Source organism: Burkholderia sp. Ac-20345 (assembly GCF_017104825.1).
Taxonomy (GTDB): domain Bacteria; phylum Pseudomonadota; class Gammaproteobacteria; order Burkholderiales; family Burkholderiaceae; genus Burkholderia; species Burkholderia lata_B.
This window is the reverse complement of the sequence record NZ_JAAGPO010000055.1, coordinates 45,328-57,811: the sequence shown is the minus strand read 5'-3', so window position 1 is coordinate 57,811 and position 12,484 is coordinate 45,328. Positions and strand designations below refer to the sequence as shown.

At 55.4% G+C, this 12,484-nt stretch carries 11 protein-coding genes; 7 read left to right on the top strand and 4 right to left on the bottom strand.

The features are described 5' to 3' along the window. The first annotated feature begins 87 nt into the window (after positions 1-87). The 7 genes from G3O06_RS21035 to G3O06_RS21005 all read left to right on the top strand — a co-directional run bounded on the left by G3O06_RS21035 (position 88) and on the right by G3O06_RS21005 (position 6,528). A protein-coding gene (locus tag G3O06_RS21035; RefSeq protein ID WP_205817391.1) for an IS3 family transposase occupies positions 88-1,223 on the top strand; the annotation gives its coding sequence in 2 pieces (ribosomal slippage) (positions 88-343 and positions 343-1,223; 1,137 coding nt in all). A gap of 1,610 nt (positions 1,224-2,833) precedes the next feature. Further along, entirely contained in the window at positions 2,834-3,271 is a 438-nt protein-coding gene (locus G3O06_RS21030; protein WP_346779543.1) for a CPBP family intramembrane glutamic endopeptidase, read from the top strand. Positions 3,272-3,575: 304 nt separating this feature from the next. Further along, positions 3,576-4,259 (top strand): CsgG/HfaB family protein, encoded by a 684-nt coding sequence (locus G3O06_RS21025; protein ID WP_205817389.1) that lies wholly within the window; start codon positions 3,576-3,578, stop codon positions 4,257-4,259. Between the two features lie 44 nt (positions 4,260-4,303). Then, complete coding sequence (locus G3O06_RS21020; RefSeq protein ID WP_205817388.1) at positions 4,304-4,675, top strand: DUF4810 domain-containing protein; 372 nt, start codon at positions 4,304-4,306, stop codon at positions 4,673-4,675. A gap of 8 nt (positions 4,676-4,683) precedes the next feature. Then, positions 4,684-5,358: a DUF799 domain-containing protein gene (locus G3O06_RS21015; protein ID WP_205817387.1), complete on the top strand. Its 675-nt coding sequence runs from the start codon at positions 4,684-4,686 to the stop codon at positions 5,356-5,358. A gap of 225 nt (positions 5,359-5,583) precedes the next feature. Beyond that, positions 5,584-6,066, top strand: a complete 483-nt coding sequence (locus tag G3O06_RS21010; RefSeq protein ID WP_205817386.1) for a hypothetical protein — start codon at positions 5,584-5,586, stop codon at positions 6,064-6,066. 213 nt (positions 6,067-6,279) lie between these two features. Beyond that, positions 6,280-6,528 (top strand): hypothetical protein, encoded by a 249-nt coding sequence (locus G3O06_RS21005; protein WP_205817385.1) that lies wholly within the window; start codon positions 6,280-6,282, stop codon positions 6,526-6,528. A gap of 1,272 nt (positions 6,529-7,800) precedes the next feature. Here G3O06_RS21005 and G3O06_RS20995 read toward each other — a convergent pair. The 4 genes from G3O06_RS20995 to G3O06_RS20980 all read right to left on the bottom strand — a co-directional run bounded on the left by G3O06_RS20995 (position 7,801) and on the right by G3O06_RS20980 (position 12,411). After that, on the bottom strand, positions 7,801-8,439 hold the full coding sequence (locus tag G3O06_RS20995) for a hydrolase (RefSeq protein WP_205817383.1): 639 nt from the start codon (positions 8,437-8,439) through the stop codon (positions 7,801-7,803). 1,425 nt (positions 8,440-9,864) lie between these two features. Beyond that, complete coding sequence (locus G3O06_RS20990) at positions 9,865-10,047, bottom strand: hypothetical protein (protein WP_205817382.1); 183 nt, start codon at positions 10,045-10,047, stop codon at positions 9,865-9,867. A gap of 853 nt (positions 10,048-10,900) precedes the next feature. Continuing rightward, positions 10,901-11,785: a TraB/GumN family protein gene (locus tag G3O06_RS20985; RefSeq protein ID WP_241020167.1), complete on the bottom strand. Its 885-nt coding sequence runs from the start codon at positions 11,783-11,785 to the stop codon at positions 10,901-10,903. Between the two features lie 68 nt (positions 11,786-11,853). Beyond that, a complete protein-coding gene (locus tag G3O06_RS20980) occupies positions 11,854-12,411 on the bottom strand; it encodes a hypothetical protein (protein WP_205817380.1) in 558 nt (185 codons plus the stop codon). Positions 12,412-12,484 lie beyond the last annotated feature (73 nt).

The window sequence follows — 12,484 nt, the reverse complement described above, 5'->3', positions numbered from 1 at the left end:
AGAGGTGGCCGCGCAAATTCGGACAGTCGGATAAGTGGTTTGGCCGGGGCCTGAGCCGGCGATAATGCTGGCAAAGGAACCGAGGAAATGACGAAGAGAACCCGACGGACGCACTCAGCGGCGTTCAAAGCGAAGGTGGCGCTTGCAGCGGTCAAAGGCGAGCGGACGCTGGCCGAACTGGCGCAGCAGTTTGATGTGCACCCGAACCAAATCACGGAGTGGAAGCGGCAGTTGCAGGAGCGCGCGGCAGACGTGTTTGGCGCGGCAGGCGCGTCGTCGAGCGAGCCGCCAGTGGATGTGAAAACGCTGCACGCGAAAATTGGCCAGTTGACGCTGGAGAATGATTTTTTAAGCGGCGCGCTCACCAAGTCGGGATTGCTGAGCGCAAAGCGATGATCGACCGTAGGCATGCGCTGTCGGTTTCGCAGCAGGCCCGGCTGGTCGGCATTGCAAGATCGAGCGCGTATTACCGGCCGCAGCCGATGAGCGAGGTCGATCAGATGCTGATGCGTCGGATCGACGAACTGCACCTGGAGTTTCCGTTTGCCGGGGCGCGGATGCTGGCGCGACTGCTGCGTCGCGAGGGGCACGAGATCGGCCGCCGTCGCGTGCGCACGCTGATGAAGCGCATGGGTATTGAGGCGCTGTACTGCAAGCCGAACACGAGTCGACGCAACGCCCAGCACAAGATCTGGCCATACTTGCTGCGAGGTGTGAAGATTGATCGGGCCAACCAGGCGTGGGCACTCGACACGACGTACATTCCGATGGCGCGCGGCTTCGTGTATCTGACGGCGGTGGTGGACTGGGCGAGCCGCAAAATCCTCGCCTACCGGGTTGCCATCACGCTGGAAGCCGTGCACGCCGTCGAAGCGCTGGAAGAAGCGTTCGCCCGCTACGGGCGGCCCGACATCGTGAACACCGATCAGGGCAGCCAGTTCACGGCGAACGCATTCACCGAGGCCGTGTTGGGCCGAAGTATCCGGCTGTCGATGGACGGTAAGGGAAGCTGGCGCGACAACGTGTTCGTCGAACGGGTGTGGCGCAGCATCAAGTACGAAGAGGTCTACCTGAAAGCGTACGAGTCGGTCAGCCATGCTCGGCGCTCCATCGGCGAGTATATCGAGTTGTACAACCGGAAACGGCCCCATTCGAGTCTGTCGGATCAGACGCCGGATGAGGCATACTTCGCGACGCTGCCGGCGATCAAATCGGCAGCATGACTGCCCCGGACGGTCCACTTAAAAATCTCAGAAAACTGTCCGAACGAGCGAGACCACCTCTGTATACCTCCCGCCGTCTCTGTACGATCGCTTTAAGGCACTCCTGCCGTGATCGGCCATTGGCGCAGCGAATCTCGCTACTGCGAAATTTTTGGAACGAGCTCCGGACCTGCTTTCGAGGCTATTGAAGCGATCGATGTTGTGAAAGAAGCCGCGAGTCGCTTTTCTGTTCTCACAGGAGTCGAGGTTAGCGGCGTTGGCCACGCGGCCGATATGCTCACGTTACACTTTGGTCCGCTCAATGAGGTCACCACCGGGCGAGGCACCTCCAAGCTCGTCCGAGAGTGGCGCTCCATGTTCAATGCAATTGGACCGCTGAACGTGGAAGCGGGCTTTTCGCAACGCAAGGCGACCTGCTCAGATCACACGGCGATGCGATGCGCACGGTTGAGAAGCTAGTTCGGCTACTTGTAAAGCCGCGGCGAGCGATCGTTAAAGGCATTTCCGTCAGTCCGTCAGCGGTTGTGCGACTCAGTTTGACCGGAGACACGATTGTCGTACTTACACCGGCCAGCATCGCCGGTGAGGAAGATTGGCGGCTCTTTGCCGCCGGTAGTGAGAATCCGCATTTCGTGATTGAAGGCGGTAAGGTCGGTCGAGGTCATACCCGGTAGTGTTCGCCACCGCGTGCGATTCGATCTCGTCTCCCCCTGTCCGATGCACGCATCATGCTCAAGCGTATCGACGCGCGATGTCGCGCGTCTGCTTGCGCCGACTGTGTGTTCCTCGGATATCTCGACCTGACGATGCAGTGCGTCGCCGCGTAAGGCAATACGCCGGGACGTTGACGCGCTGCTAACCCAATATGCGGATAGGTAGTGTTGCATATCTGACACATCGAACATGGACGCGATCGATGCTTTGAGCGTTCTGCTGCATGCGCGGCGGGATGTATCGAAATGTCAATGAGAAGGATCTCAGTTGCTCATTTTGGGACGTAAGTTTCGCACATTGAAAATACCGATAACAAATTTTATGCGAATCGAATCGAGGGACGCAGATTGTCGAAAATTCCTAATTTTCCTTAAAAATCGAGGGCGGTTCGATAGAAGAAGTGCATCGCGATGGCAGCGAAGCTAATTTTCGTCGAGCCAATGGCCGAGTGAGTCGAGTTTTTTCGTGATACTTTAATTGTCAAATTTTCTTTTGAGAATTTTATTTCAAATGGATTCATCTTGAGTCGGGACATGGGTGACGCTTCGTTTGAGTGCACTCCTCCTTGGCAATTTCTAACACTGTGAAGTCAAACATTTCGGTAGATTTCAATGAGCCCGTGATGGTTGCATTGCGGGGGCGCTAGTGAGTTCCGCGGGAGCGCTGCAGTCAGTAGTTGTGTTGGGATGCAAAGCCATGGCCTCCAGCGGCACGCAGTGTGGCCTCAGCGCACTATGAAGAAATCGGACTGTTGCCCGGTTAGATGAGTGTAAGCCGATAGGTATCACGATGAAAAATGCAACGATGACACTCTCGGAGTTGGGCAGTTGTTTCCTTGGAGCGGGAGCAGGTATGAGGAACGCGAAGCTTACTCAAACGGCGGGCTTGGCCTGATCGTGTTGACGTGTCTGGTAGCACCGGTACTCGAGGAAATGTTGTTTCGCGGAATCATGCTCCGCAGCTTCTTGCGGCAGTACCCGCCAGGAACGGCTATTGCGCACTCGGCTGCTGTGTTCGGGCTTGCCCACCTGAATGTTTACCAGTTCGTTCTCGCGTTCGGGATCGGACTGCTAATTGGGAAGCTGTATGCGGCTACACGATCGCTGCTGCCGGGCATTCTCCTTCATGCTTTCTACAACACCATAGTGGTGATCGTTGCGCTGAAGACACCCTTCGATCTGACCAGAGAGAGTTTGGTGAAAATCTGGCCCATATCGTGGGGGTTTGGTGCTCTCGCGATTGGTGGTGTTGGCGCGTGGCTGCTAGCCAAAGCAGTCGATGCGGCGGAATTCGACGCTCCGAGCATGGCGACTCAATGGATGAGCGACAAGTAACAAGCTCGGGGTTTTAAGTAGGTTGCCTATTGTAGTGAGAGGAAGCATGACAGGTGTACGTCGAGTCGCTCAAGCCCGAACTCACTCTCATGCTGTCGTTGAGCCGCGAATTACCGTAAAGCGGAAGCCACGATTGGATTTCGGTTGATATTTCAAGCTGGATTGGCCGCGTCTAGGCTCCCTCCGGGTCTAGATGCTTTGCGCGGTAAGTAGAATCGCCGCGCCTTTTTATACCGAAATCACTCCGGGGCGACTCGGGGCGAGTCTAACGGCAATAGAATTTTCGTTTAACGAGGAGTTTGGAATGAAAGTCTCCAATAGTTATCTAGTATCGGTGATCGTTGCTGCTACGGTTGTTATGGGCTTGAGTGGCTGTGCGACCGAGTCGTCGCGCACGCTCGACGTTCCTGCCGTGAGCAGCGCACAGAAGCCTTATGCCGGCAAGCCGGTTGCGATTTCGGTTGGTAAGTTCGATAACCGTTCGAGCTATATGCGCGGAATTTTCTCGGACGGTATTGATCGGCTTGGCGGTCAAGCGAAGACGATTCTCGTCACGCGTCTGCAGCAGAGCCGGCGCTTCAATGTGCTCGATCGCGAAAACCTGGACGAGATCAAGCGAGAAGCCGGTTTCATGAAGAAGGCGCAGGCAGTGAAGGGCGCGAACTACGTTGTGACGGGCGATGTAACTGAGTTCGGTCGCAAGGACGTCGGCGATCATCAGTTGTTCGGCATTCTTGGCCAAGGCAAGACGCAAGTCGCGTATGCAAAGGTCAGCCTGAACATCGTAGATACGACGACATCGGAAGTCATTGCATCGAGCCAGGGTGCCAGCGAATACAGTCTGTCGAACCGCGAAATCATTGGTTTCGGCGGTACCGCGAGCTATGACTCGACGCTGAACGGCAAGGTGCTCGACCTCGCGATCCAGGAGGCGGTCAACCACCTTGTTGAGCAGGTGGACGCAGGTGGGCTCAAGGCCGCGCAGTGACGGTCACGAGCGGGATTTGATTCACGAAGGAATAGGGAAGAAATATGAAACGGGGTATTGGGTTGCCGGCGATTGCGGCGGCCGTATTGCTTGCGGGCTGCGCGGCGCAGACCACGCCGCCGCTCTATCAATGGACCGGCTATCAACCGCAGGTGTACGAATACTTCAAGGGCAAGACGTCGCCGCAAGAACAGATCGACGCGCTTGAAAAGGCACTGCAGGAGATCCGAGCGAAGGGCAACACGCCTCCTCCGGGTTTCCATGCTCATCTCGGGATGCTGTATGCGGGCATCGGGGACGGGCAACGCGCCGGACAGGAATTCCAGGCGGAGGAGCACTTGTTCCCGGAATCCTCGACGTACATGGATTTCCTGATGAAGAAGAAACCTGTCCAACAAAAGACCGCACAACAGTGACGCGCGCCATGTTCAAAACAATTTCATTCAAGCTGCTGTCTGTGCTGTCGATTGTCGCGCTATTGAGCGCGTGCGCGCAGCCCGCGAAGCGTGCCGACTACACGGCTTTCAAGAAGAGCCAGCCGCGCTCGATTCTCGTACTGCCGCCGTTGAACGAGACCAACGACGTCACGGCGACCTACGGCATGCTATCGCAGATGACGCAACCGCTTGCCGAAGCCGGATACTACGTTGTGCCGGTTGCCGTGATGGACGAAACCTTCAAGCAGAACGGCCTGACGAACGCCGCGGAGATCCAGGGCACGTCGCCTGCGAAGTTGCGCGAAATATTCGGAGCGGACGCGGCCCTTTATTCCAAGGTGACACAGTATGGTTCCGTTTATCAGATCATCGACAGCACGACCGTGGTTGCGGCGTCGGCAAAGCTCGTCGATCTGAAGAGCGGCGATGTGCTTTGGCTGGGTAATGGGCGGGCGACGGGTAAGGAAATGGGCAACAACGTCAACGTCGGCGCATTCGGGATTGTCGGGGTGTTGGTGCAGGCAGCCGTCAAACAGGTCGCGCATTCGTTGTCGGACGAAGGCCATACTGTTGCTGCACTGACGAGCAACCGACTCCTGTCTGTCGGGCCGCCGAACGGCTTGCTTTACGGCCCGAGGTCACCGAGGCACGGAACGGATTGATCGCGCTTCTGCTGCCGGTTGAGCGTTTGGGGCGTTGCATGAATGCTCATCAACGCAACGAGCACGAAGGTCAGTCGGAAGGGATAATGCCGTGGCGATGATCCTCCAGAAATCGCCACGGTTCGTACTCTAGAAGATCACGGTCGGCGATCTTGAGCGCTTTGCAGGATTCGGCGATTCAGTCGCTATTGCCGGGGCCGTCAATTGCAAGAGGTAAGGGGTGTCATGATCGAGCGGAAATGCGAGCCAGACTTTGAGGCATTGATCGCCCTCGTTGCGGAAAACGGTTGGCAATGTGTATCGGAGGAATGGACGGGCGATCGGACACGTTATCGATTCAAATGTGCTCGTGGTCACGAGTTTTTTCGCTCGGCCCGTGGGTTGTTCAATTTCCAATGGTTGCGCACGTGCACGATGTGCAAGCAGGAAGACTTGGAGGACAGCTTTCTCGAGGCGGTGGAGAAGCAAGGTGGGGTGCTGCTGAATGGGCCGTTTACTGATCTAAAAAAGCGCTACCGACTGCGTTGCCATCACGGGCATGAGTGGATAACAGAGGGGTGCAAGATTATTGAAGGCTTATGGTGCGATGCATGTACTTGTATCGCAAGCGGTAGCGTTTTATCACGCGAGGATACCCCGTTCGATGCAGAGGCAGAGCGGCGACATTGTGCGCCGTGCGATGACCTGCGTCAGGAGGGCGACAAATGAGACCGCTTGAGATTGTCCTCGTGTCTGGTTACCTCGACCAGGCACTTTCGCATGCTGGCTTCGGTTGGCATGCCTTTTTCTTTCAGATTGCGAACGATTGGTGACCACTTGTTGTTCGCGTTGCTCGCTGTTCGGCACGAGTGACAGGGGGTGTCAGGATCTCCGTGTTCAAGGCGGGTTGAGATTCACACGGATGGTCGAACGGATATGGCGATGTACGCCGACCTCATCGATCGTGTCGACGAAGCACGGGCAGCGGCAATGTCGCTGGACGACCTCGGGCCGATCATGGAACTGTATGGCGGACTGGAGTGTTATCTCGGAGGCGCCGGTGTCGGAATTAATTCATGCGCATCACGTAAACCGATATTCGATTCGATATTCGTGTCATGCGCCACATCGCTGCGAGTAGATTTTTTCCAGCAAACTTTCACAAAAAATCAAAAGACGTGCAATGAATAGAAGAAATACCGTGGCCACGTACAGCGTTATGCTTGCTTGCACCGTCTTCGGAAATTCGGGGCATGCAGCTCTGCCTATACAAGTACTGACTATCGAACAACTGGATAACACTGCCTCATCGCCCGTTCCCCCACGTGCGATCAAACACCACCGCGCACACCGCGATGTGCTTGCGGACGCGTCGAAGTCTCCACCGCGGCTGGCTAGCTCCCGAGATGACGAATTCGGAGATCCGATCGCATCATTTGCTCGAGAAACATCAGTGAGCGGGCGTGGCATCCGTAGTCAGCGTCGGAAGACCGAAATCCTCGCCTCCGGTGTTGCAGCTGGGTTTTATCGCGTCAATCCGGGAGATACCATCACGCGTATCGCGACGCAGTTTGGTCGGCAGCCGACCGACTTGATGAACTGGAACAGCCTCACTTCGAACTCGTTGCTTCAACCGGGGCGGGTACTCCGGGTCGGGCCGCCGGTTGAAGCGCGATTCGGTGGGGCGGCGCGTTGAACGAATACACTGAAAAGCCGATCGCTCAGGCCGGTTGTCGTGAGAAGTGAGCGCAATGGGGCCCGCTCCCGACAATGGTCGCCGGAGCGGTCCGAAGTCCGCTATCGTGCATGAGCGCTGGAAAGATCGAGCGACCGATACACCGGCAGTTCGGCTCACGTCTCGGCCACGCCCACCGTTCAGATACCTGTTTTTGTTTGTCGTCTAACGCTCACCGCCGGCCGTCAGGCGCGATTCGCGCGGATGCCGTCCGCCGTGGCTGCAGCCAGATCGCGGCGGCGCCGCGGAGCCCTTCCTGTCGTGCGCGATGGCCCTCGTGCCTCGCTTCGTCACGCCACGACGCGCTAGCAAGCCTCTCTCCAGGCCGCTGAAATCGCAACGCCCGTACGCCGCATATCACGAGATTCGGCAACTCGGCTCGATATTCCATTAGCGCGACGTTCTCGCCGATGAGCTTGTGGCACGCACGGCTGATCATGGTGGAACAGAATATGCGCCGGTTCAGGATGAAAAACCGGTGGTCACAGGAAAAGGATTGGGGCGTAACCGCTCGACCTGATTAAATCGACCGGGGTTCGTTGGAAACCAATTTGTCTGAATCAGGCAGTCTTGGCGACGTCCTCATACTGCAGGCATCTTGCCGATAAGCTCGACCCGACGTCAGATTGTGGTTCGCCTGCGAACGATTTAGGTGTGGACAGCTCAGCTTATTACACACGGCACCAACGACTATCTCTTCGTTGGTACCGTGTAACAACAACGTTGACTCAACCTTTTTCGAGTGAGAAATGCACTCCCACGATTCCACTCATCTCCGAAAGCAGGGAGATAAACTGCGGAACGGTTTCCTGACGTGACCAGTCACGTTGCAACTCGCAGATAAGTCCGGCAAGACTGATCATTTTTCCTCCTGCTTGCTCGATACGACGTAGCGCCATTTCATGCGCGGTTACCGAAGTGCCACCTACTGCATCAACTGGGACGTACACTTCGTAACCTGCCTGTAGCGCATCCAGAGCAGGAAACGCAAGACAGACTTCAGTCCACAATGCGGTCATGATGAGCTTCTTGCGCCCGGTTGCCTCGACAGCATTCCGAAAATCCACATCTTCCCAAGCATTGACCGTGGTGCGATCGTAGGTTGGCAATGAACCCAGAACGCTGCGTAGCTGAGGAATCGGCGGTTTATTCAAGCCTGTCTTTACGTTGGCTGTCGAATGCACGATCGGCAGGTCATAGGCAAGTCCAGTCTTGGCGACGCCAACAATATTGGAAACTAATGTTTGCGCGTCCATCGACGCGATGGTGCTAACTTGAGCTGGTTGATAATCAATGATAAGCAGCGCGCAATTATGAGGTGTCAGTAGATGGTCGCTTTTAGGATCGCGTACCGGTTCGCTAGCCATGTTGTTCTCCGATTAATTGTAGAGAGAAAAGTACAGTATTACTTGCTTTGTTGGTCGTATTCAGTTGCCTCCGTCCAGAAATTTAAATAGCAATACATATGTTAAATAAAAATGATGCCCATTTTGACGAAGGTCAAGAGCAAGGCATCACCCCAAAAAACCCGTCCATAACCGTCAGCCCGCTCGCCTGTGTCGCCCGCTCGGCGTTTCGTTCACCGATCTCAACGAACCTTGGTTGCATCACGAGACGACCGAAGACGCGAGCTTCCCTATCCTTGCTGAAGCCGGCCGGGGAAGTGAAATATTTTAGTAAACTGCAATGATTTCATTCGGATAGGCGACGCGATAAGCAGGAAGTAGATGATGCAAACAATGTTCGGGACCACGAAAACGGCCAAAAAAGTGGCTGGCGAAGCGCGCTCATAATATCTGGCGGTCTGAAAATTCGTTTATATTCGAAAGTGTTATAGTGAGCTATCGGAACTTACGTTTGATATTTATTAAATATCGTGGCTTAGGAATTCCTCTGCGGCTGGCCTGTATGGACTCCAGGATCGCCGAGATTGATGACGAACACTGATGTCGCCGACACCTCAGCATCCGAGTCCGCGTGCAGTATCCCGATGGAATGATTCGGTGCTCCGGAATTACCGTTGCCGCGGTTCGAGCCGCTTTGTGCCGTTACGAGGATTGCTTGACTGTACTGTCACGCTTGCACAAAGCAAAACCATTGCTCGTTCAAGATTTGTAGTCGAGACGATACGCGTCGTCCTCATCGCCGTGTTCAGTGGTATCCCCAAGTGCATCGGGCCGTGGTTCTGTACGTTTTGCATCGTACGGCTCGATGTGAAAAATCGGATCGTTCATTTCGACTAGATGCTATAGCGCAATGCAACACCAGGGCAACATCAGAATCACAAAATGACGATCATTAACTATTTCGTCAACGAAAGATAATATGGTAAGTGTGTGCTGTTGCTATTTGTTGTGATGTTTTGATTGCCGGATATATCTGACAATTCGTCCGGCAGCATGAGATTCAATTCAAGCAGGAGAGTAGTAGTCTGGAAGAGATTTTGCGAATTTCTGATCTCCAATTTTTTATGGCGGCGGAGGCGCGCTCAAAAGCTCTGGCACAGATTTAAAAAATCCCCGCGACTCCGTTGACTTGCGCGGCGAGCGGCTAACCTCAAGCATCGACAGGACCAATCGAGACCGAGAAGACGGTCGAGCCGATCATCGGGGATGAGTTGATGAACATGCTGGCGGCGGCTGAGCGATTCGTGGCCTGGCTGCGTATGGGGGCCGTGTCCGGTCTGCTGCTCGAGAAGCTGCGAAGAACCGGCGACAAGCGGCGTATCGTGAACTGCTGATGATCCGCCATCGATTCGCGCCGTCGGGGCAGACTCAAAAATAGGCGAATGCCTATCGCTCACGCGCGCCAGCTTCTAGCCATAAAATCGTCACCGACAGCTGGCGTTGAGAGTGTTGATGTTCGTAAAAATCGCCGCGCACGGCTGCACGGCGTTCGAGCCGAAAGCGCGGCTGTTTGAAGTAGCGCAGCCACTTGAACGTACGCTCGGCGATCAGCCGGGTCTTGTGCGGCAAGCTGCGATGCGGCTTGCGACGAGGCACATAATGGCCTCAATGAGCGGTTGCAGCTGAGTGACGTCGTTGTGCGGTTGGCGCGTGCGAGGGTCAGTGCGAGCCAGGCACCCTGGGCTTCGGTGACGAGATGTCGCTTTGAGCCCGGCTATCCCTGATCGGCGAAATTAAGCCCCGCTTTGGCTTGTTCCCGCTGCGCGAACGCGAAGCTTGCCGGCGCCCCATCGGGGCGTATACGATGCGTGCCGCCAAGCTGAACGACTGCGTTTCGACCACGCGAAGGGCAACGAAATGGAATTCCCCGAAAGCGCTCTCACCAAACACGAGTGGATCGAGCGTTGCATCACTCGCTACCTTATGCGCAGTTCGATTGGACGCGAGGAAGCACGGCAGTATGCCGAAGCCTTATACCTCCTTCGACAAGCGCCGCTCGCTATCATCCCCGAGGTGGCGGCTGACTGCGATATGACCTACTGGAGATAGGCGGCCGTCCAAAAACTACTCGTCCTGATGATCGTAACGCCGGGCAACCATGGCAATCCGAGCAATCTCGACAGTCGTCGGGATCGAGATGCTGCGCGACGAACCCTGACCAATCCAAGGCGTTAGGAGGGACATTTCAATCCAGCCACTACAACCAAAAAGATCGCTAATTTGATTTATGTAAAATTGGATAGTTATCCGAATAAAATGGTGAGCTTGAAACTTTTTGGCGTGAAAAGCGTTTCTTCACTGCATAGCCAACTTAGGAATCTTCCTAATTCACCGCTTGGCGGGTGATCAAAGACGGGGGGGCGGTTAGCGTTGCCGCCGGGCTCGAATATTCACGATCCGGCGGCAACGCAGGTCGACGGTGCTATCGCGGCACGTCGTTTGCCGCCTGTACGGCCGGCCAGTTGATATTATCGACGGTGTAGCCCTCCCGACGCAGCAACGCGATCAAGCCGGTCGGTCCCGGGAAATGCATTGCGCCGACGACCACGACGGCAGCCCCGTCATCAAGCACGCGTCTCAGGACCGGAATCCATGCTGCATTTCGCTCGTCCACCATGTGTCGACCATAATCTGCAGCAGCCTGAGGTGAGCCAAACGATTCGAGGACTTGGGCTCGCAACGCGTCGTAGTCACCGCGATTGATATCATCACGAGTTTGGGCGAGCACAGTCTGAGGGTCATGTGCAAGCGCCCATTTGAAGCCGACCACCTCCGAATCACCCGGAACCATACGGCGCTGACGCTCAACCCAATCGTCGTTTTCCAACACCTCAAGTCGGAGCGCGAGCGATGGCGGAACAATGGCGGACATGTAACTATCGCGATCGAGTGCGTAGCGCGGCGCGGGGCAGATTCTATACGCATATACGTTCGCTTCATGCGGCGTCGGCTCCTGAAGCAATTTCCTGGCCGTCGCTTCGGTCAGCCCGACGCAGGTGGCGCGCTGCAGATAGGTGTTCACTTCCTTGTCAGTCAAGGATTTTGCCCAGTCCACACGCGCCCCCGATTTCGGGAGATCGTTGGGTCGCAGGGACGACAGTCCGATGTGCTCAATCACGTAGTGTCGTGCGCCATTGAAGATCGATTGCGCTGGTTCACGCAGACCTTCGATGGGAACGTGAATGCTACCCACGAGGATGCTTTGCTGTCCATTGGGCGCCGTTACCCGAAGAACCGGAACGCCATCCGTACTGGCGGACGCGAGTGTGGTCGACAACAGCGTTACGACGGCCAGGACCAAGGTCATCAGCTTCAATGAAATTCTCCGAGGCGTTGCGTTTTTGACTTGCATGCCATATTGAGTCTTCGCTAGTTTCACTTTTGATCTGCCTGCGGCTCTGGATCCAATGCATAGTGAAGGATGGTCATGCCAGGTGACGCCATAAACAAAATGTAGCCGGAGTTTGACGTCACGTCGCGTATGACAAGCTTGCTAAATATTGGCGTGATCGAACTTGATCCTACGCTCGCATGGACGAATTGCCAGCGCGTTCCGTACTGGTCCCTACAGTCGTATCCATGATAACTCTTGTCAGGTATCGAGCTTCGAACAGCCCGATCCCATTGACCAAGAGTTGAGTGACACGTTGCAAGCCGGGTGGTGATGCCGCTCGAAGTCTGATATGCGAGTTTGATCCCTGTCGAACTGTTTGCGACGCGAATCCTCTCTATCGGCAAAAGCCTTTCCGACGAGCGGTCAGCGACGCGGTACGAGCCCAGAAATTCGGCCGAATAGTCCTCGTCTACTGCATGAACAGTGCTACAACCTGATAGTTCGGCAATTGTGACGAGCACCGTAAGGCATTTTGCAAATAGTGAAACTTTCTTCATAATCTGGTTAATTCTCAAATTTGTGTGATGGCGTTTCGTCATGGCTTTCCATTTAATATAGTGAGCTTATGGAGTTATATAATATTACGCAACCCCAACAAAATCAGAGCCATGT

What these genes read in the sequence shown, in the direction of transcription:
- G3O06_RS21015 (WP_205817387.1), top strand. Translation starts at nt 4,684, where the DNA reads ATGTTCAAAACAATTTCATTCAAGCTGCTGTCTGTGCTGTCGATTGTC.
- G3O06_RS20995 (WP_205817383.1), bottom strand. Translation starts at nt 8,439, where the DNA reads ATGGCTAGCGAACCGGTACGCGATCCTAAAAGCGACCATCTACTGACA.
- G3O06_RS21010 (WP_205817386.1), top strand. Translation starts at nt 5,584, where the DNA reads ATGATCGAGCGGAAATGCGAGCCAGACTTTGAGGCATTGATCGCCCTC.
- G3O06_RS21005 (WP_205817385.1), top strand. Translation starts at nt 6,280, where the DNA reads ATGTACGCCGACCTCATCGATCGTGTCGACGAAGCACGGGCAGCGGCA.
- G3O06_RS21025 (WP_205817389.1), top strand. Translation starts at nt 3,576, where the DNA reads ATGAAAGTCTCCAATAGTTATCTAGTATCGGTGATCGTTGCTGCTACG.
- G3O06_RS20985 (WP_241020167.1), bottom strand. Translation starts at nt 11,785, where the DNA reads ATGACCTTGGTCCTGGCCGTCGTAACGCTGTTGTCGACCACACTCGCG.
- G3O06_RS20980 (WP_205817380.1), bottom strand. Translation starts at nt 12,411, where the DNA reads ATGACGAAACGCCATCACACAAATTTGAGAATTAACCAGATTATGAAG.
- G3O06_RS21020 (WP_205817388.1), top strand. Translation starts at nt 4,304, where the DNA reads ATGAAACGGGGTATTGGGTTGCCGGCGATTGCGGCGGCCGTATTGCTT.